Here is an 18,065-nt window from a genome sequence, read left to right on the forward strand (position 1 = left end):
GAGTGCGGGAGGGTGGCGGACTTCGGTGGTGCCGGGTGGCTGGGAGTGCGGGAGGGTGGCGGACTTCGGTGGTGCCGGGTGGCTGGGAGTGCGGCAGGGTGGCGGACTTCGGTGGTGCCGGGTGGCTGGGAGTGCGGCAGGGTGGCGGACTTCGGTGGTGCCGGGTGGCTGGGAGTGCGGCAGGGTGGCGCACTTCGGGTGGTGCCGGGCGACCGGTCAGGGTGGGGGAAAGGCGTTCTCGGCTGGTGCTGGGTGGTGCGTCGGTGTCATCTCGCAATCGGGCCGGAAAGTCCCCGGGTCCTGTGATGTCGGCACCGAGCATGCCGTCATGGGCCGATCAGCTGTTGGGGTGGTGTTCTCCCGGCTGGGTGCTGGGGGAGTGCGGTGAGTGAGACGCTGCCCTACTGAATGGTGGGGAGCACGGGATGGGCGGTGCGACGGTCCGTGTCGGCCTCACGAATTTTGCGCAGGTGCACTGAATTCTCACGTACACGGGTAACTCGCCGGGGACGGGCTGACGCCACCATGAACGAAAAGGCTTGCCGCGTTCCGGGTCTCCTCGGCCTGAGTCCGGCCCCAAGACGCGGAGTGGCGGAACAGCTACCGTGCTTGTATGACTGGACCGGCGGATCTTGACCTTGCTTCGATTCGACGCGCACCGAAGGCTTTGCTGCACGATCACCTCGATGGTGGTCTGCGGCCGGCGACGGTGCTAGAGCTTGCCGCGGACTGCGGATATGACCAGTTGCCGGCTCACGATGCCGAGAGTTTGGGGGTGTGGTTTCGGGACGCGGCCAACAGTGGGTCGTTGGAGCGGTATCTGGAAACGTTCGCGCACACGGTGGCGGTCATGCAGACGCCGGAGGGGTTGCGGCGGGTGGCGCGTGAGTGCGCCATCGACCTGGCCGCGGACGGGGTGGTGTACGCGGAGGTGCGGTTCGCGCCGGAGCAGCACCTCGAACGGGGGCTCACCCTCGACGAGGTGGTGGAGCACACGCTGGCGGGGTTCCGGGAGGGGGAGGCGATCGCGGCCGAGCAGGGCGATGTCATCCGGGTGACGTGTCTGCTCACGGCGATGCGGCATGCGGCGAGGTCGCGCGAGATCGCCGAGCTCACCGTGCGGTTCCGCGACAGCGGCGTCGGCGGGTTCGACATCGCCGGTGCCGAGGCGGGATTCCCGCCCACCCGGCATCTGGATGCCTTCGAGTACCTGCGAATCAATCACGCGCACTTCACGATTCACGCGGGCGAGGCGTTCGGGTTGCCATCGATCCACGAGGCGCTGGCCTTCTGCGGCTGTGACCGGCTCGGCCACGGTGTGCGTATCACCGACGACATCAGCGTGCCCGGTGCCATCGAGGACGCCCAGCTGGGGATGGTCGCCAACTATGTGCGGGATATGCGGGTGCCGTTGGAGCTGTGTCCGTCGTCGAACGTGCAGACCGGTGCGGTGCCTTCGCTGGACAAGCACCCCTTCGACCTGCTGGCGCGATTGCGCTTCCGGGTCACGGTGAACACCGACAACCGGCTGATGAGTGACACCTCGATGAGCGAGGAGATGCTGAAACTGGTCGACACCTTCGACTACGGCTGGAGTGACCTGGAACGCTTCACCATCAACGCCATGAAGTCGGCGTTCATCCCGTTCCCGGACCGGCTGAAAATCATCGACGAGGTGATCAAGCCCGGTTACGCGGTTCTGCTCGGGTGAGCCGAAACCAGGGGTGGCACCGAATCGGTGCCACCCCTGATCGTCACTCGCTGACGAGTCTGGCTTCGAACACCCGCTGCATCTCGCGGAACTGCTGTGCCTCGGTGGCATACGGCGGGTTGGGCGCCATCCGGTTCGGGTCCGGGTTGAGCAGGTAGGACACGTACCAGCCGAGCGGGTTCGACGCGGCCAGCGCCTGATCCACGCTGTCGTCGTCGGCGTAGTCGGCGGCATCGCTGAACAGTTCGACGGCCAGGTCGAGCTGTTCGACGTCGACGGCTTCGGGGCCTTCGGCCAGGTCGTCGGCCAGGCCGGTGAGCACGTAGACGTTCTCGTCGGTCACCTCGACCTCGAGTGAACCGTCGACCGCGGCGGTCTGCACCTCGGCGAAGGTGGAGACCTTGGCCAGTTCGTGTTCGTGGTCGTCGGCCAGGTAGCGGGCCAGGGCGCGCTCGGAGCCGAAGACGGTGATGGTGCGGCCGTTGCCGAGGAAGATCGGCTCGTCGCCCAGGTAGCAGCGCAGGGTGAAGTGCTCACCGTCGGAGGTGACGATCTTGACCGGGTCGATACCGACCTCGTCCCAGAACGACTCGTCTTCGGCTTCCTCGGCGGTGAGGTCGACCTTCTCGAACTCCTCGTCCTCCTCGGCGACGTCGTCGGCGTCGACCTCGTTCTCCTCGGCGGCGAGCAGTTCGGCTTCGGCGACGGCGAGCGCGGCCGCGTCGACATCGGGTGTGGTGACCACGTTGTCGATCGCGTCGAGCACGTCGTCCCAGCCCTTGACGATCGCGGCGCCGACCTGGTCCCACAGCTCTTCGCCCTCGCGGCCGGCGAAGGTGCTCGCCCCGCTGGCCAGCGTGGCCAGGACCGGGTTCTCCTCGAAGAACGTGGTCACCGGGTCGAGCTCGCACACCTCACCGATGTTGCGCACCATCGCCAGGGTGTCCTCGAGCTCACCGACGACCTCGACGTCGGGGTCGCCCGCGGCCAGCTCGGGCACGGAGACCAGATCGAAGCTGAAGTTGTCCTCCGGCTCCAGCTCGGCGGCCGAAAGACCGGCGATGACCGCCCAGGACGGGTGGTCGACGAGGTCGTTGTCGGTGTCGGTGCGGATGAACGCCGCCAGTTCCGCAACGGACTCGAATCCGTAGAGGTCGTCCTCGTGTCCTAGGAACGCCTCCCACTCGTCGTCACCGTCGCGCCAGCGCGGTGCCCACAGGGTGACGAGATCGCCATCGGTCAGACCGAGCTCGATCGGGACGATGTCTCCAGAAGCCATGACGCGAAGCCTATCGAGCTTCAGCGCTGGACACTATCCGGCCCGGGTGCTAATTCTCCGGAGCCCTGTGCAGCGGAGCCGGTGAGCGAGTCGTTCAGTGTCGCAATGATGTTGGAACGCGCGTCGCCGGCGGCCTCGGTGGCCTGTTTGCAGGCCGACAGAATGAGCTGGGCGGCCTCGGTGGGCGGCAGCGTCGTGATGGCTTCGTCCAGCGACAGGGCCACCAGGGCACCGTCGCTGTTCACCTCGGCGGTGACCAGTCCGTCTTCGGTGGTGAAACGGCCGTTGACCTGCTTCAATCCGTACAGCGCGGCCTCGAGTGCCTCGAGTTTTCCGCTCACGCCCTCGACCAGGGCGTCCATTTCCGCACTCACAGTGGCCTCATCCAACTCGTCTGGCCGGTGTCGGCATCGTCGATGCGGTCGAGCTCGTCGACGGCTTGCCGCCGGGTGGGCAGGTTCATCTTGTCCAGCAGCGCGTCGGGGATGTCGGCCTGTTCGCGGTAGACCTCGCGCAGGCGCGCGGCGGCGGCGATGGTCGAGCGGCGGGTCAGGCGCAGGATCTCATCGGCCAGGGCCTGGGCGCCGTACTGGTACTCGCTGCGTTCGAACTTGAGCGCGATCGGCAGGCCCATGCTGGTCGCGCGGACCGAGATGGTGCCGGCCCGGTTGGTGCTGACCGCGGTTTCCACGTTGGGAACCTCGGGGATCGGCGTGCCGGTCATGAGGTGGGCCTGTAGTAGCCGTAGAACTCCATGCCACTGTTCTCCGTTCGGATGGAACTGATCGAGACCGGGTCGCCGGCCTCGACGAGCTGCCCGTTGCCGACCACCATGGCGACATGGCCGTCCCAGACGGCCAGATCGCCCGGCTTCAGGTCACCGGGTGACACCTGCGGGTGTCCGATGTGTTGTTCCTGCGCGAGGCGGGGCAGTTCGACCCCGGCCTCGCCGTAGGCGTACTTGGTGAGCCCGCTGCAGTCGATACCCGAGCCGGGATCGTTGCCACCCCACACGTACGGGGTGCCGACGGCGCCGATCGCGGAGCGCACCGCGGTCGCGGCCTCCTCGTTGGGCGCTTCGACCGTGCTGCCGTCGGGCAGGGTGATCTTCACGCCGGTGCCGTCCGCCGAGCCGGACTCCGCGGATCCCGTGGCGGGCTGTGGGTTGGCTGAGCCGGTGGCCGCCGCCTTCGAGGTGCCGGTGTCGCTCATCGCCGAGGACACGGCCGAGGACACCGTGCCCAGCAGTGAACTGCCTGCGCTCGCGGCCGTGGACAGCAGGCCCGAGCTCGCCGAGGAGGCGAGGCCGGTGGCGCCGCTGGAGACGCCGGCCAGCGCGGTGCTCGACGGAGCGGGTGTGAGTTCGTGGATGGCCGCGGTCTGGGTGCCCAGCTCGTCCTGCACCCGGCCGACGACGCCCATGCCCTGACCGATGTGGTCGATCGCCGAGGCGACGACCGCGGTGAGCCCGGCGGGCGTGGCCAGGACCGGCGTGAGCGCGGACACGTCGGTGAGGAACGAGTTCACGATCCCGTCGAGTTCCTTCTGCCCGGTCTGCACGTAGGCGGCGGCTTGATCCACCACGGTCGCCATCTCGTTGCCGTTGTCGGACAGGGTGGCCGAGGAGGTCTGCACGCGCAACGCCTTGGCGGTGGCCGCGTCGACGGCGTTGCCGTCCCAGGCGTTGTTCACCGCGTTGATGCCGGTACGACCCAGCTCGTGGATACCGTCGAGTTCCGAGGATGTGGTGCGCAGCCCGTCGGAGGGGCCACCCGCGGCGAGTACCCCGCTGCCGAAACTGGACAGCAGATCATAGAGCGGTTGGACCACTCCGCTGAGGTCGATCATGCGTCGCTGCCGAGGTCGGTGGCAGTGGCGGTGATCGCGGCCGCGTTGTTCGCGTCGGTGTCGACGAGCGTGGTGGCCGCGCTCGCGGTGGCGGTACCCATGCTCGCCATCACCGCCGACAGCTGCGCGATGGAGGCCACGTGACCGGCCTGCGCGGCCGCGTAGGCGGTGACGAAGTCGCCGCCGATGAGCCCCATGACCGGGCCGAGCAGGGTGGGATCGGAGGCCACCGAAGCGGCCGCCGCCGTGGCGAATTCAGCGGACATCACCCCGGCGGTCGCACTGTAGGCGACGATGCCCTCGGCATCGGCCGACATCTTCGGCATAGAACTTCCCCCAATCCTCGAGTTCTCGGGCAGAGTACGTCATTCACTGGTTTCGACGCACCGGCTCCGCATTCGGTTCCCTCGACCGCGAAAAAATTCCCCTGCGATCACACCGGAAGCCCGTGGCGACCCTATCGTTTTTTCATGCGCACCGACACCGTCGACCATCCGCTCGCCGCCACACTGCTGAGCACCATGCGAGACGCCCGCACCGACAACGCCACCTTCCGCAACGCATTGGCCGACCTCACGGGCATTCTGATGTACGAGGCTCTACGCGACGCGCCGGTGGTACGCGAGCCGATCGACACGCCGATCGCGGTCACCGACGGCGTGCGCCTGGCCGCCCCGCCGCTGCTGGTCCCCGTGCTGCGGGCCGGTCTCGGGATGGTCTACGCCGCCGCCGAACTCGTGCCCCAGGCGCGGGTCGGTTTCGTCGGCATCGCCCGCGACGAGCAGACCCACCAGCCGGTGCCCTACCTGGAGTCGCTGCCCGAAGATTTGACCGGCCTGCCGGTGTTCGTCCTGGACCCGATGCTGGCCACCGGCGGCTCCATGATCCACACCCTCGAACTCCTCGTCGCCCGCGGCGCCACCGACATCACCGCGGTGTGCGTGGTATCGGCGCCGGAAGGTGTTGCTGCCCTGGCCGACTCGAAACTACCGGTCCGGCTGGTCACCGCGGCCGTCGACGACGCGCTCGACGAGAACGCCTACATCGTCCCCGGCCTCGGCGACGCGGGCGACCGCCAATTCGGTCCGCGCTGAATCGAATCCCGGTTCAGCCGGCCGGACTGAGCGCTCCACAGAAATCGGCGAGTTCGGCGAGCCGGGCCATGGCGGCGGTGCGGGCCTGCGGTAGGGCCGCGCGGTCGGCCACCGGGGCGAAGACCTCCAGGTAGCACTTCAGTTTCGGTTCGGTGCCCGACGGCCGGATGACGATGCGGAAGTCGTCGGCATCGAAGATCAGTGCGTCGGTGCGCATTCGGCCACGCACCTGCGACTGGTCGGTGAACTTCACCCGGGTACCGGCGATTTCGTCGGGCGGATCCGCGCGCAGGGCGGCGGCGAGGGCGATGGCGGCGGCCTGATCGGGTAGGCGCAACGAAACCTGATCACCGGCATGTAGGCCGAATTCGACTGCGTAGGAGTCGAGTTCGTCGAGCAGGGTGCGACCCTGGGACTTCAGCAGGGCGACCAGGTCGGCGGTGGCGACGGCGGCGGAGATGCCGTCCTTGTCGCGAACCGTCGACGGGTCGACGCAGTGGCCGATGGCTTCCTCATAGGCGTAGACCAACCCGTCACCCGCCCTGGCCAGCCATTTGAAGCCGGTGAGGGTTTCGGCGTAACGCACCGAACGCGCCGCGGCCAGCTTCGAGAGCAGGCGCGACGACACGATCGTGGTGGCGACCAGGGGATCGGCCGGGTCGGTGCGCAGCACGTAATCGGCCAGCAGCACCCCGGTCTCGTCGCCACGCAGCATCCGCCAACCCCGCGGCCCCGGCAGACCGACGGCACAGCGGTCGGCGTCCGGGTCGAGGGCGATCGCCACATCGGCATCCACCCGCTGCGCCAGCGCGAGCAGCAGATCGGTGGCGCCGGGCTCCTCCGGGTTGGGGAAAGCGACGGTGGGGAAGTCGGGATCGGGGGCGAACTGCTCGTCCACCACATGGACATCGTCGAACCCCGCCGCGGCCAGCGCGCGCACCGCGAGCTCACCACCGACACCGTGCAGCGGGGTGAGCGCGATCCGCACGGCCGCCCGCTCACCCGGGCCACCGAGCGCGGCGGGCAGTTCGGCGATCCGAGCGAGATAACGGTCGACCAATTCGGCACCGGAAGGCGAAACCGCCTGCCGGGCGATCGGTTCGAGCACCTGCTCGATGCACTGCTCGATCTCGGTGTCGGCGGGGGCCAGCAGCTGGGAACCACCGTCGAGATACACCTTGTACCCGTTGTCGGCGGGAGGATTGTGCGAGGCCGTGATCTGCACACCGGCCACCGCGCCCAGTTCGCGCACCGCGAAGGCCACCACCGGGGTGGGCACCGGGTCGGGCAGCAACGTCACCGGAAAGCCCGCCGCCGCGCAGATCTCGGCGGTCGCGGTCGCGAACTCGGCCGAACCGTGCCGGGCATCGCGCCCAACCACCACCTGACCGCCACCCAGACAGCGCCCGCGCAACCAGCCGGCCAACCCGGCCGTGGCCCGCGACACCGTGGTCACATTCATGCCGTCCGGGCCATCGCGCAGCGGTCCACGCAGGCCCGCGGTCCCGAAACGCAGCATCTACACGCGCTCCAGAATCCCGCGCAGCAACTTACCCAACCGCGGCGCGGCGGCACGGCCCTCCGCGAGCACCTCCGCGTGCGAGAGAGGCGCACCGGTCACACCGGCGGCCAGATTGGTGACCAGTGAGATCCCGAGGACCTTGGCGCCGAGCGAACGGGCCTCGATCGCCTCGAGCACGGTCGACATACCCACCAGATCAGCGCCGAGCGTGGCCAGCATGCGGATCTCGGCGGGCGTCTCGTACTGCGGTCCGAGCAAGCCCGCGTACACGCCCTCGCCGAGGTCCGGGTCCAGCTCGCGCGCCACCGCACGCAGCTCGGGGTCCCAGGCGTCGACCAGATCGACGAACCGTGCCCCTTCCAGCGGGGTACGCGCGGTGAGGTTGAGATGGTCGGCGATCAACACCGGCTCGCCCACCCGCAAGCCCGCCCTGATCCCGCCCGCGGCATTGGTGAGCAGCACGATCTCCGCGCCCGCCGCGATCGCGGCCGACACCGGATGCACCACCTGCTGGGGCGTGTAACCCTCGTACATGTGCTGGCGGCCCATCAGCAACAGCACGTTGCTGTCGTTCACGGTGACCGAATGCACCATGCCGCCGTGGCCCTGCGCGCTGGGCCGGCCGAAACCCGGTAACTCGGGCATGGCTATCGAGGCGTGCGGGGCCCCGATCTCGGCCGCGGCCTGCTGCCACCCCGATCCCAGCACCACGGCCACGCGATGACGCGGCACCCCTGTACGTTCGGCGATCGCCTGAGCGGCCTGTTCGGCAAGCATGCGAGCGAGCTTAATTGGTTGGCGAGGTGTTTGTCGGAGAGCTGGCGCGCAGCCCGGCCGCGAACCGCCGCTTCTCGGCGGACCGTGGGTCGCGGGGCGGTTCGGGGTTGACGCCTACCCGTGAGTAGGGGGCGTTCGGGCGGGGATTATTCTTCCCGGCATGCCGTATTTGGAGCGCTCTGGTGATGTTTTCGTCCTGTACCTCGGTGACGAGGGGCAGACCGACAACGAGAACCGTTTCTCGCCGGACTGGATCGACGCCTTCCACGCCGAGCTCGACAAGGTCGAGGCGTCGGAGGGGCCCGCGGCGCTGGTCACGGTCGCGACCGGCAAGTTCTACACCAACGGCCTCGACACCGACTTCGTCTTCGCCAACCTGGACAAGGTCCACGGTTACCTGGACCGGGTGCACACCCTCTACTCCCGGCTGCTGACCTTCCCGATGCCGACGGTCGCCGCGATCAACGGTCATGCCTTCGGCGCGGGCGCGATGCTGGCCACGGCCCACGACTTCCGGGTGATGCGCGGCGACCGCGGCTTCTGGTCACTGCCCGAGGTGCATCTCGGGATGCCGTTCACCATCGGCATGAACGGGCTGCTCGCGGGCCGTCTCAGCAACCAGGTGTGCGTGCAGGCCATGACGACTGGTCACCGGTTCGGTGCCGACGAGGCGATCGCCGCGGGCATCGCCGACGCCAAGGCCGACGCCGATCAGGTGCTGCCCACCGCGATCGCGCGCGCCGACGCGCTGACCAGCCTGCGCAAGCCGATCGCCCCGATCATCAAGACCTCGTTGCACGCGGAGACCCTGGCCGCGCTGGCAACCCCGGTCACCCCGGAGAACTTGCCCTTCGGCGGCTGACGGCTCGCCGGTGCGCCCCTGTCCGGCACTGATGCGAGACTGGAGGGTATGGCACACTCGCGCACCGGCGAATTCTCGGCCACCGCATCCGATACCGCGATCCTGGCGGCCTCGGACGAACTGGTCGGGCTGTCCCACGCGATCCACGCCGAACCGGAGCTGGCCTTCGCCGAGACCCGCAGTGTCGCCAAGGTCCTGGCCCCGCTGACCGAACGAGGGTTCGCGGTCACCACCGGCGTCGCCGGGCTGCCCACGGCGTTTCGCGCTGTCTACGGCAGCGGGCCGCTCACGGTGGGATTGTGCGCCGAATACGACGCGCTCCCCGAGATCGGGCACGCCTGCGGACACAACATCATCGCCGCGTCCACGGTCGGCGCCGCGATCGGACTCGCCGAAGTGGCCGATGAGCTGGGGCTCACGGTGGTGGTCCTCGGCACCCCGGCCGAGGAGAGCGGCGGCGGCAAGGTGCTCATGCTCGAGGCGGGCGCCTTCGACGACATCGCGATGGCGATGATGGTGCACCCCGGCCCCACCGACATCGTCGACGCCCGTTCACTGGCCCTGGCCGACGTGGCGATCACCTTCCACGGCCGCGAAGCCCACGCCAGCGCCGCCCCCGAATCGGGCCGCAACGCGGGCGACGCCGTGACGCTCACCCAGGTGGCCGTCGGCCTGCTCCGCCAGCATCTGCGCCCCGGCCAGCAACTGCACGGTATAGTGTCCGACGGTGGCGTAGCCCCCAATATCGTGCCCGGGCGCGCGGAGTTGCTGTACTACCTCCGCGCCGCCGATGCCGCGTCACTCGACGACCTGATGCGCCGAGCGAAGGACTGTTTCGCGGCGGGCGCCCTGGCGACCGGCTGCACCCACGACATACGGACGCTCGCGCCCACCTATACCGAGCTCACGCCCGACCCGGACCTCTCGGCTGCCTACCGCGCGCAGATCACCGGATTGGGCCGGGTGCCGATCGCGCCCGAGCTCGAGGTGCTGCGACCACTCGGCAGCACCGACATGGGCAACGTCACCAACGTGATCCCCGGCATCCACCCGGTGATCGGCATCGACGCCGGCGGCGCGGTGACCCACCAGCCCGACTTCGCCGCCGCGGCGGTGAACGCCTCGGCGGATCGGGCCGTACTCGACGGCGCGCTCGCACTGGCGCGTACCGCTGTCGCGACGGCCCGCGATGAAGTACACAGAGACAGATTGTTGCAACGTCTGGTCGAACGACAGGAGGATATTCGGTGAGTATTTCCGGCCATCCGGGCACCGCACGCGCGGACGCTGACGCTCTATCGATGGGTGTGGCAGCCCACTCGGTGATGCGCGGGACCGCGGCGCGTCCGACCATGCCGGACACCGGACCAACTGTGATGTCGGGAACCGAGATCGTCGACGCCTGGCTGGCCGAACACACCGCCGACCTGGTGCAGTGGCGCAGACACATCCACGCGAACCCGGAGCTGTCGCGCGCGGAGTTCGCCACCACCGAGTTCGTCTCGGGCTGGCTCACCAAAGCCGGGCTGAGCTGGGAGGTGCTGCCCGGCGGCACCGGCCTGATCTGCGATCTCGGACCGGCCGACCGCCCGCGGATCGCCCTGCGCGCCGACATGGACGCGCTGCCGATGCAGGAATTCACCGGCCTCAGCTTCGCCTCCACCGTGCCCGGCGTCTCGCACGCCTGCGGCCACGACGCCCACACCACAGTGCTGCTCGGGACGGCGCTGGCACTGGCCGAGGCCGAGCACACACTGCCCGTCGGCGTGCGCCTGGTGTTCCAGCCCGCCGAGGAAGTGATGCCCGGCGGTGCCCTCGACGTGGTCGCCGCCGGTGGCATGCGCGGCATCGACCGGATCTTCGCGCTGCACTGCGACCCGCGCCTCGAAGTGGGCAAAGTCGGCCTGCGCACCGGCGCGATCACCTCCGCCGCCGATACCGTCGAACTGGTGCTCGACTCGCCCGGCGGCCACACCTCACGCCCGCACCTGACCAGCGACCTGGTCTACGCGATCGGCACGGTCATCACCGGGCTGCCCGGACTGCTGAGCAGGCGCGTCGACCCGCGGACCAGCACGGTGATGGTGTGGGGCGCGGTGAGCGCGGGTAAAGCCCCCAACGCGATACCGCAGACCGGCATGCTCACCGGCACCGTCCGCACCGGCGACCACGCCACCTGGTCGCTACTGGAACCGTTGGTCCGCGAGATCGTCGACAATCTGCTCGCCCCCACCGGGGTGCGGTACCAGCTCAACTACAAGCGCGGTGTGCCGCCGGTGGTCAACGACGCGACCTCGACGGTGATGTTCGAGAACGCGGTGCTCGCCATCGGGCCTGACGCGCTGGCCGACACTCCGCAGTCCGGGGGCGGGGAGGATTTCTCCTGGTACCTGGAGGAGGCGCCGGGGGCGATGGGGCGGCTCGGTGTGTGGTCGGGTGTGGGGGAGCAGTTGGATCTGCATCAGCCGACGTTCGACATCGATGAGCGGGCGCTGGCTGTGGGGGTTCGGACGTTGACGAATATCGTGCTTCAGGGCTGAGCGGGCTGAGCGCTGGAAGGTGCGAGGCGCGCTCGCTCGGGGGCGGGAGGTGCGCTGGAAGGCGGGACGCTTGGCGGCGGTCGCGGCGGTGGTTAGGCGCCGGGGCCTACGTTCTTGCTGTTGCGGGTTCGCAGGGAGTGGACGTATTCCTCGGGAGCGCCTGCTTTTTCGGCGGCGTCGGCGATGACGCCGAGGTAGCGGGCCGACGGCAGGCCGCCTTCGTAGGCGTCCAGGACGTACAGCCAGGCCAGGCGGGATTCGCCTTGGGTTCCGGTGACGCGGATCCGGATCTTCTTGTGGATGCCGAAGTCGGAACCTTCCCAGCGGTCCAGGCTGGCCTCGTCCTCGGGGGAGACGTCGTACAGCACGACGAACACCCGGGAGCCCGGATCTTCGACGATGGTGGCCAACGGCCCTTCCCAGCCGATGTCGTCACCGGCGAAGGTCAGGCGCCAACCCTCCAGCCACCCGGTCCCGGACATGGGCGAATGCGGGCAGCGTTCCAGCATCTGCGTGGAGTCCATGTTGGACCCGTAAGCGGCATAGATCGGCACCTGAGGAACTGTAGCCAATAATCACCGAGGAATTCCCGTCTCCCACCCAGATCGGCTGACTGTCACACTCGCGGCGGCACCGAACACGCCGTATGCCGTTCATCGACGCGGACCGGTAGTGGCGTGGCGCACCTGAAATGATGGGGTGACAGCACGGGCGCAACCCTCACAAGGGGCAGGCCCGATCAGGCGAGCAACAGGAGCGTGACTGGTGGCACGGATTGCGATCATCGGCGGTGGACCGGCCGGATACGAGGCGGCGTTGGTGGCCGCCCAGCACGGGGCCTCGGTGACCCTGGTCGACGCCGACGGCATCGGTGGCGCCTGTGTGCTCTGGGATTGCGTGCCGTCGAAGACTTTCATCGCCTCGACCGGGTTGCGCACCGATCTGCGGCGCGCCCGCGACCTGGGCATCACACTCGACGCGAGTCAGGCGCAGGTACATCTGCCCGAGGTGAACACCCGCGTCAAGGCGCTCGCGTTGGCGCAGTCCTCCGATATTCGCGCGAAGCTGCAGGCCGCCGGTGTGCGGTTGCTGGCGGGGCGCGCTGAATTGGTCGGGCCGGCCACTGGTTTGGCGCACCGGGTGCGGGCCACGCTGGCCGACGGTAGCGCCGAGGACTTCGAGGCCGAGGTGGTGTTGATCGCCACAGGTGCGAGCCCGCGCGTGTTGGCGGGCGCGGAGCCCGACGGTGAGCGCATCCTCAACTGGCGTCAGCTCTACGACTTGCACGAGCTGCCCGAGACCCTGGTGGTGGTCGGCTCCGGTGTCACCGGCGCCGAGTTCGTCTCCGCCTACACCGAGATGGGTGTGCGGGTGAAGCTGGTGTCGAGTCGCGACCGCGTTTTGCCGGGTGAGGACGCCGACGCGGCGCTCGTGCTCGAGGACGCCCTCGCCGAACGCGGTGTGGAACTGGTCAAGCACGCGCGCGCCGACGCCGTGGAGCGCACCGCCGATGGTGTGGTGGTGAAGCTGTCCGACGGTCGCACCGTGACCGGCACGCACGCCCTGATGACCGTCGGGTCCACGCCCAATACCGCCGACCTCGGGCTCGACACCGTCGGTATCGAACTCGATCGCGGCGGTTACCTTCGGGTGGACCGGGTCTCGCGCACCGCGATCCCCGGTATCTACGCCGCGGGCGACTGCACCGGTCTGTTGCCGCTGGCTTCGGTGGCCGCCATGCAGGGCCGGATCGCGATGTATCACGCACTGGGTGAGGGTGTGAGCCCCATCCGGCTCAAGACGGTGGCCTCGGCGGTGTTCACCCGGCCCGAGATCGCGACGGTCGGGGTGAGCCAGACCGCCATCGACAACGGTGAGGTGCCCGCGCGCACGGTGATGTTGCCGTTGAACACCAATCCGCGCGCGAAGATGTCGGGGCTGCGCCGCGGTTTCGTCAAGATCTTCTGCCGTCCCGCGACCGGTGTGGTGATCGGCGGTGTGGTGGTCGCGCCGATCGCCTCGGAACTGATCCTGCCGATCGCGCTGGCGGTGCAGAACAATCTCACGGTGGGCGATCTGGCACAGACCTTCTCGGTGTACCCGTCGCTGACGGGCTCGGTCACCGAAGCCGCTCGTCTGCTGATGCGCCACGACGATCTGGACTGAACCGCGCCGGCGAAAGGTGAGTCGAATCGCCAACATTCGCGGTGCCGGTAATGCTACTGCCGCGTTGCCTGTACCGCGCTCATGTGGTTGACTCACGGCCGAGGCGCGATCGAACTTGATCGCGTGGTGGATTTGTGGGGGATTCCCTCCGGGAAAGGGATTAGCGAAAAGTGAAGCATCGTAAGCCGAGTCGGGCGCAGCGAGCGATGGCAAGCACGTCGTTGCCCCTGGCTGCCGCGGCAGCCGTGGCGACCCTCCTTGCGGCTCCGGCCGGCGCGGTCCCCAGCGACCAGCCGACCACACCCGCCACTCCGGCACCTGCGCAGCCGGGCACCGAGAACGAGGGCCAGCAGCAGCCTGCCGACGAGACGCCGGAGACCGGCGCTCCCGAGCAGACCGAGCAGGAAACCCCGGAGAAGGCCAAGCCGGGCGAGACCACGCCGACCCCGGCCCAGCCGGGCCTCACCACTCCCGCTCCGGACGAGCCGGAGAAGGCCGAGCCGACGCCGAGCCAGCCGGGTCTCACCACTCCGCGTGTGGCGCCGCTGCCGGTGCCCGGCCAGGACAACGAGCCCCAGCCCGCTGTGCACCCGGGGACCGGGGCGCAGGAGGAGACCGCACCCGGCCAGGAGGAAACCGCTCCCGGTCAGGAAGAGTCCGCGCCGGAGCAGGGCAGCACCCCCGGCCAGGATCAGCCCTCGCAGGCCCAGCCCGCACCGTCCGATCAGGGCGCCGGTGACGGCCCCGACACCCTGCTGCAGGAGCCGAAGGCCGCCGAGGAGCCGAGCTGGCAGGCGCCGCGCCTGGCCAACGCCCCGGCCGCGCCGGTGGTCGAGATGGAAGGCCCGCGTCAGGAAGTCGGTGTCACCGTCGACGGTGGCGCACTGCTGCCCGGTGTGCTGGCCAACACCCATCACTACAACAACGAGTCCGGCTACGTCGGCACCATCGGGTACCGGGCGCCGGGCGGCGGCTTCGGTGACGCCGGTGTCTCGGTGGAGTACATCACCGAGAACTCCGTGAAGGTCACCACCTTCAACGGTGGCGACGGCCGCGCCGACAACACCACGGTCACCGTGCTCGACACCACGCAGGCCAACCTGGCCAAGGCGGCGGTCGAGAACTGGATCAAGGCGCAGCCCGGCGGTACCGCCGCGATGGAAGCGGCCGCGAAAGCTACACTGCCCGTGCCGGGGGAGCTGCTGCAGACGATCAACGTCGCAGGTGTCACCACTCAGTGGGGTGGCTCGCTCCAGTACTGACGCGCAGTATGTCGTGTGGGGCGGTCGGCTGACGACCGCCCCACACGTGTGTCCTGGGGAAAGGATTGGACTGTGGGTACCGAGGATGACGAGAACGACCGCGCCGCACGACGGCCGGCCGGTGAATTCGGTCCTCCCCTAGGCGATTTCGGGCCGCCCGTCGATGACGAGCCCACCGGTTTCGGTGGGCCCCTCGCCACACCGCCCCCGCCGCCGCCCGGAGCGCTGCCGGAACGGGGATGGCGACCCGCCGGTCCGCCCGCTGCCGCGCCCGCCGCCGGTCCGTTCGGTGCGCCCGTTGGCGCGCACCCGCCGCTCGCGCCGCCTCCGGGTCCGCCGGTGGGGTCGATGCCGCCGCGTGGGCCCGCGACTGGTTCCGGTACGCCTGTCGGCGCCGTGCCTCCCGCGGGGCCCGGTACGCCCACTGGTTCCGGTGCGCCTGTCGGCTCTGCGTCTCCCACCGGGCCCGGCACACCCACCGGTTCCGGTGCGCCTGTCGGCTCCGTGCCTCCTGGTGGCCCCGCTTCCCCCACTGGGCCCGGTGCGCCTCCAGGCTCCGCGCCTCCGCACGGCCACGGCCCTTCCTCTACGCCGCCCCGCGCGCCCGGGAACGCCGCTCCCACTTCGGTTTTCGGCGACGCCGTGACCACTCCGCCGCCTCGCGTCCCGGCCCCTCGAACGTCCGTCTTCGGTGACGCCGTCGCCACGCCACCCCCTGCCCCACTCGTCGGTGATCCCCGAGGACGTCCCGCGCCGCCCGCCGATCCCACGGTGCGGTTCGGTGCCGAACAACCGACCCGCTCGCCCGAGAAGCCGCGCGGTAGTGGATCCGTGTTCGGTGACGCGGTGTTCGGTGACGCCGTGCCCGTGACCTCCGGCAGTGAGCGCACCGAGGTGATCCGGCGGGGCAGCGAACCCGAGCGTGCTTCGCGGGATGCGCAGTCGCCCGAGATCGCCGCCCCGGAAACGGTGCGGGTGCCCGAGCGAGTGCCGCCCGCCGACGACGACGCCGATGACCGCGCCTGGTGGAACAGTCCCGACGACGACGGCGGCGTCCCCAAACCGCCGGGCGAGGCCGGGCTGTCCTGGGCTGACGACCCGATCGCCCGCAGGCTCGCTCCCAAGACGCCCGTCGCCCCGGTGAGCGAGAAGAAGCAACCCGACCCGCGGATGCGCTGGATCATCGGCGGGGTCGCGGCCGCGGTGCTGCTGGTGGTGGCGTTGGTCCTCACCATCGGCCTGGTCAAGCGTGGGGGCGACGATCCCGGCGTCACCGCAGCGCCGGTCCCGTCGTCGGCGGTGGCCGGAAAGTGTCAGCCGGTCGCCGAGCAAGCCGTCACCGTCGGCGCGGGCCCCGGGGACACCACCTCCGGCGCCAAGGCGATTCTGGGTCTCCAGTACGCCTTCTACGTCGAACGATCCGGTGCGCAGGTGCGCCAGTATGTGGCGCCCGATGCGGAGAACATCTCATCCGCCGAGACGATCCAGGCTGCGATCGACAACGACATCCCTGTCGGTACCCAGCACTGTGTGAAGATGCGCGAGACCAGTGTCGGTCACTTCGACGTGGAACTGCGCGAATGGCATCCCGACGGCACGGAGATGGTCTACAAGCAGGAGATCGTCACCACCAACACCGACGGGAAGTGGCAGGTCAAGTCGGTCATAGCCATACCCAAGTAGTCCATATGGTGGGATTCCAATTTCATATTCTGGTTTGCGCTGTGCGATCGTGGGGCATCGCGTCCCTTGCCGTTCCCGGAGGTATCCATGTCGCTGACCAGTCCAGCATTGGCGGCCAAGCTCGCCGGTCTCCAGAGTTCGGCGATCCGGGACCTGCTGAAACTCACCGCGCGCGCCGACATCATCAGTCTCGCCGGCGGCCTGCCCGACGCGGCGTTGATGCCACGCGAGCGGATCGCGCTGGCCGCCGGCACCGCACTGCGTGACCCCGCCGTGCTGCAGTACACCGAATCGCCCGGCTGGCCCGCGCTGCGCGAGGTGATCGCGGCGCGCGAGTCCACGGTGATCGGCCGAGCGGTGCCGCCCGCGGAAGTGTTCATCACCCATGGCTCCCAGCAGGCGCTGTCGCTGCTGGCCGAGGTACTGCTCGACCCCGGTGCGCTGGTGATCGTGGAAGATCCCGCGTATGTCGGTGCGCTGCAAGTGTTCCGGGCCGCGGGCGCGCGCATCGTCGCCGTCCCGCTCGACCGTGACGGTATGCGCCTCGACGCGCTCGAAGACCTGCTGGCCGCCGGCGAACGCCCGGTCGTGGTGCACACAGTCGCCAGTTTCCACAACCCCGGTGGCGTCACGCTCGCCCACGAACGTCGCCGTCGCCTCGCCGAACTCGCGGAGTCGCACGGCTTCTGGGTCATCGAGGACGACCCCTACGGCGAGCTCTGGTTCGATCGGCCCGCGCCCGCCCCGATCGCGGCGCACTCGTCGCAGGTGATCCGGTTGTCCAGCGTCTCCAAGATCCTCGCCCCCTCCTTGCGTGTCGGCTGGATGATCGCCCCCGACCACGTCTGCCGCGCCGTGGAACTGCTCAAACAGGGCGCCGACCTCTGCGGCTCCGCCCTCACCCACCAGATAGCCGCCGACCTGCTCACCGACACCGCCTGGCTCGCCACCCACGTGGCGTCGGTGCGCGCCGCCTACGGCTCGCGGGCCCGAACTCTGGTCACCGCCCTGCGCACCACCTTCGGCGACCGCGTCCACTGCACCGACGCCACCGGCGGCATGTTCGTCTGGGCCGACTTCACCGACGGCACCGACACCACCGCCCTGCTCCCCACCGCCTTGGCCACCGGCGTCGCCTACGTCCCCGGCGCCGCCTTCGCCGTCTCCGACTCCTACCGCAACTCCATGCGCCTGTGCTTCACCACCTCCGACGAGCCCACCCTCACCGAGGCGATCACCCGCCTGGCCAAGGCCACCGACCCGAGCTGAACGGGTGCCAGCCGGCACCGGCAGTACGTCGATGTATGAAAGGGCTTGCCGA

At 69.4% G+C, this 18,065-nt stretch carries 17 protein-coding genes; 9 read left to right on the forward strand and 8 right to left on the reverse strand.

All coding sequences use genetic code 11. From position 1 onward, the window contains the following. The first annotated feature begins 613 nt into the window (after window positions 1–613). On the forward strand, window positions 614–1,711 hold the full coding sequence (locus ACFO5K_RS26095) for an adenosine deaminase (RefSeq protein ID WP_378568358.1): 1,098 nt from the start codon (window positions 614–616) through the stop codon (window positions 1,709–1,711). A 43-nt stretch (window positions 1,712–1,754) separates the two neighbouring features. On the opposite strand, the gene ACFO5K_RS26100 is transcribed toward ACFO5K_RS26095, so the two are convergent. Genes ACFO5K_RS26100 through ACFO5K_RS26120 form a run of 5 tightly spaced genes read right to left on the reverse strand, consistent with a single transcriptional unit; the run spans window position 1,755 to window position 5,164 of the window. Further along, window positions 1,755–2,990 carry a primosomal protein gene (locus ACFO5K_RS26100; RefSeq protein WP_378568360.1) on the reverse strand — a complete coding sequence of 412 codons (1,236 nt, stop codon included), beginning with the start codon at window positions 2,988–2,990 and terminating at the stop codon, window positions 1,755–1,757. A 20-nt stretch (window positions 2,991–3,010) separates the two neighbouring features. Continuing rightward, window positions 3,011–3,352, reverse strand: coding sequence for a YbaB/EbfC family nucleoid-associated protein (locus tag ACFO5K_RS26105; RefSeq protein WP_378568362.1), 342 nt, complete (start codon window positions 3,350–3,352; stop codon window positions 3,011–3,013). Between the two features lie 8 nt (window positions 3,353–3,360). After that, entirely contained in the window at window positions 3,361–3,714 is a 354-nt protein-coding gene (locus tag ACFO5K_RS26110) for a hypothetical protein (RefSeq protein WP_378568364.1), read from the reverse strand. Then, complete coding sequence (locus tag ACFO5K_RS26115) at window positions 3,711–4,838, reverse strand: C40 family peptidase (RefSeq protein ID WP_378568366.1); 1,128 nt, start codon at window positions 4,836–4,838, stop codon at window positions 3,711–3,713. The genes ACFO5K_RS26110 and ACFO5K_RS26115 overlap by 4 nt, the downstream gene beginning before the upstream one ends. Continuing rightward, the gene (locus tag ACFO5K_RS26120; protein ID WP_378568368.1) at window positions 4,835–5,164 is read right to left on the reverse strand and encodes a hypothetical protein; all 330 of its coding nucleotides are present in this window, start codon (window positions 5,162–5,164) and stop codon (window positions 4,835–4,837) included. The genes ACFO5K_RS26115 and ACFO5K_RS26120 overlap by 4 nt, the downstream gene beginning before the upstream one ends. A 144-nt stretch (window positions 5,165–5,308) precedes the next feature. Here ACFO5K_RS26120 and upp point away from each other — a divergent pair, with 144 nt between their 5' ends. Continuing rightward, window positions 5,309–5,932, forward strand: a complete 624-nt coding sequence (gene upp / locus ACFO5K_RS26125; RefSeq protein ID WP_378568370.1) for a uracil phosphoribosyltransferase — start codon at window positions 5,309–5,311, stop codon at window positions 5,930–5,932. Between the two features lie 13 nt (window positions 5,933–5,945). Here the strand turns inward: upp and ACFO5K_RS26130 are convergent, their stop codons facing one another. Next, on the reverse strand, window positions 5,946–7,451 hold the full coding sequence (locus ACFO5K_RS26130; RefSeq protein WP_378568372.1) for a phospho-sugar mutase: 1,506 nt from the start codon (window positions 7,449–7,451) through the stop codon (window positions 5,946–5,948). Beyond that, window positions 7,452–8,231 carry a purine-nucleoside phosphorylase gene (locus tag ACFO5K_RS26135; RefSeq protein ID WP_378568374.1) on the reverse strand — a complete coding sequence of 260 codons (780 nt, stop codon included), beginning with the start codon at window positions 8,229–8,231 and terminating at the stop codon, window positions 7,452–7,454. A gap of 160 nt (window positions 8,232–8,391) precedes the next feature. On the opposite strand from ACFO5K_RS26135, the gene ACFO5K_RS26140 reads away from it, so the two are divergent. The 3 genes from ACFO5K_RS26140 (at window position 8,392) to ACFO5K_RS26150 (ending at window position 11,633) form a co-directional block, all read left to right on the forward strand. Further along, a complete protein-coding gene (locus ACFO5K_RS26140; RefSeq protein ID WP_378568376.1) occupies window positions 8,392–9,093 on the forward strand; it encodes an enoyl-CoA hydratase-related protein in 702 nt (233 codons plus the stop codon). A 48-nt stretch (window positions 9,094–9,141) separates the two neighbouring features. Next, on the forward strand, window positions 9,142–10,344 hold the full coding sequence (locus tag ACFO5K_RS26145) for a M20 family metallopeptidase (RefSeq protein ID WP_378568378.1): 1,203 nt from the start codon (window positions 9,142–9,144) through the stop codon (window positions 10,342–10,344). Between the two features lie 125 nt (window positions 10,345–10,469). Further along, window positions 10,470–11,633, forward strand: a complete 1,164-nt coding sequence (locus ACFO5K_RS26150; RefSeq protein ID WP_378568584.1) for a M20 family metallopeptidase — start codon at window positions 10,470–10,472, stop codon at window positions 11,631–11,633. A gap of 92 nt (window positions 11,634–11,725) precedes the next feature. On the opposite strand, the gene ACFO5K_RS26155 is transcribed toward ACFO5K_RS26150, so the two are convergent. Further along, the gene (locus tag ACFO5K_RS26155; RefSeq protein WP_378568380.1) at window positions 11,726–12,187 is read right to left on the reverse strand and encodes a gamma-glutamylcyclotransferase; all 462 of its coding nucleotides are present in this window, start codon (window positions 12,185–12,187) and stop codon (window positions 11,726–11,728) included. A gap of 211 nt (window positions 12,188–12,398) precedes the next feature. On the opposite strand from ACFO5K_RS26155, the gene ACFO5K_RS26160 reads away from it, so the two are divergent. The 4 genes from ACFO5K_RS26160 (at window position 12,399) to ACFO5K_RS26175 (ending at window position 18,013) form a co-directional block, all read left to right on the forward strand. Further along, a complete protein-coding gene (locus ACFO5K_RS26160; protein WP_378568382.1) occupies window positions 12,399–13,799 on the forward strand; it encodes an NAD(P)H-quinone dehydrogenase in 1,401 nt (466 codons plus the stop codon). A 206-nt stretch (window positions 13,800–14,005) separates the two neighbouring features. Next, window positions 14,006–15,061, forward strand: a complete 1,056-nt coding sequence (locus tag ACFO5K_RS26165; protein ID WP_378568384.1) for a hypothetical protein — start codon at window positions 14,006–14,008, stop codon at window positions 15,059–15,061. A 771-nt stretch (window positions 15,062–15,832) separates the two neighbouring features. Then, window positions 15,833–16,744, forward strand: coding sequence for a hypothetical protein (locus tag ACFO5K_RS26170; protein ID WP_378568386.1), 912 nt, complete (start codon window positions 15,833–15,835; stop codon window positions 16,742–16,744). An 87-nt stretch (window positions 16,745–16,831) separates the two neighbouring features. Continuing rightward, window positions 16,832–18,013: an aminotransferase-like domain-containing protein gene (locus ACFO5K_RS26175; protein ID WP_378568388.1), complete on the forward strand. Its 1,182-nt coding sequence runs from the start codon at window positions 16,832–16,834 to the stop codon at window positions 18,011–18,013. The last annotated feature ends 52 nt before the right edge of the window (window positions 18,014–18,065 follow it).

The organism is Nocardia halotolerans (assembly GCF_042650145.1).
In the GTDB taxonomy this organism is placed as follows: domain Bacteria; phylum Actinomycetota; class Actinomycetes; order Mycobacteriales; family Mycobacteriaceae; genus Nocardia; species Nocardia halotolerans.

Bases quoted from the DNA above. Each gene is read 5' to 3' on its own strand.
- ACFO5K_RS26115 (WP_378568366.1), bottom strand. From the start codon at position 4,838: ATGATCGACCTCAGCGGAGTGGTCCAACCGCTCTATGATCTGCTGTCC.
- ACFO5K_RS26140 (WP_378568376.1), top strand. From the start codon at position 8,392: ATGCCGTATTTGGAGCGCTCTGGTGATGTTTTCGTCCTGTACCTCGGT.
- ACFO5K_RS26105 (WP_378568362.1), bottom strand. From the start codon at position 3,352: ATGGACGCCCTGGTCGAGGGCGTGAGCGGAAAACTCGAGGCACTCGAG.
- ACFO5K_RS26145 (WP_378568378.1), top strand. From the start codon at position 9,142: ATGGCACACTCGCGCACCGGCGAATTCTCGGCCACCGCATCCGATACC.
- upp (WP_378568370.1), top strand. From the start codon at position 5,309: ATGCGCACCGACACCGTCGACCATCCGCTCGCCGCCACACTGCTGAGC.
- ACFO5K_RS26130 (WP_378568372.1), bottom strand. From the start codon at position 7,451: ATGCTGCGTTTCGGGACCGCGGGCCTGCGTGGACCGCTGCGCGATGGC.
- ACFO5K_RS26175 (WP_378568388.1), top strand. From the start codon at position 16,832: ATGTCGCTGACCAGTCCAGCATTGGCGGCCAAGCTCGCCGGTCTCCAG.
- ACFO5K_RS26135 (WP_378568374.1), bottom strand. From the start codon at position 8,231: ATGCTTGCCGAACAGGCCGCTCAGGCGATCGCCGAACGTACAGGGGTG.
- ACFO5K_RS26150 (WP_378568584.1), top strand. From the start codon at position 10,470: ATGTCGGGAACCGAGATCGTCGACGCCTGGCTGGCCGAACACACCGCC.
- ACFO5K_RS26095 (WP_378568358.1), top strand. From the start codon at position 614: ATGACTGGACCGGCGGATCTTGACCTTGCTTCGATTCGACGCGCACCG.
- ACFO5K_RS26100 (WP_378568360.1), bottom strand. From the start codon at position 2,990: ATGGCTTCTGGAGACATCGTCCCGATCGAGCTCGGTCTGACCGATGGC.
- ACFO5K_RS26110 (WP_378568364.1), bottom strand. From the start codon at position 3,714: ATGACCGGCACGCCGATCCCCGAGGTTCCCAACGTGGAAACCGCGGTC.
- ACFO5K_RS26165 (WP_378568384.1), top strand. From the start codon at position 14,006: ATGGCAAGCACGTCGTTGCCCCTGGCTGCCGCGGCAGCCGTGGCGACC.
- ACFO5K_RS26120 (WP_378568368.1), bottom strand. From the start codon at position 5,164: ATGCCGAAGATGTCGGCCGATGCCGAGGGCATCGTCGCCTACAGTGCG.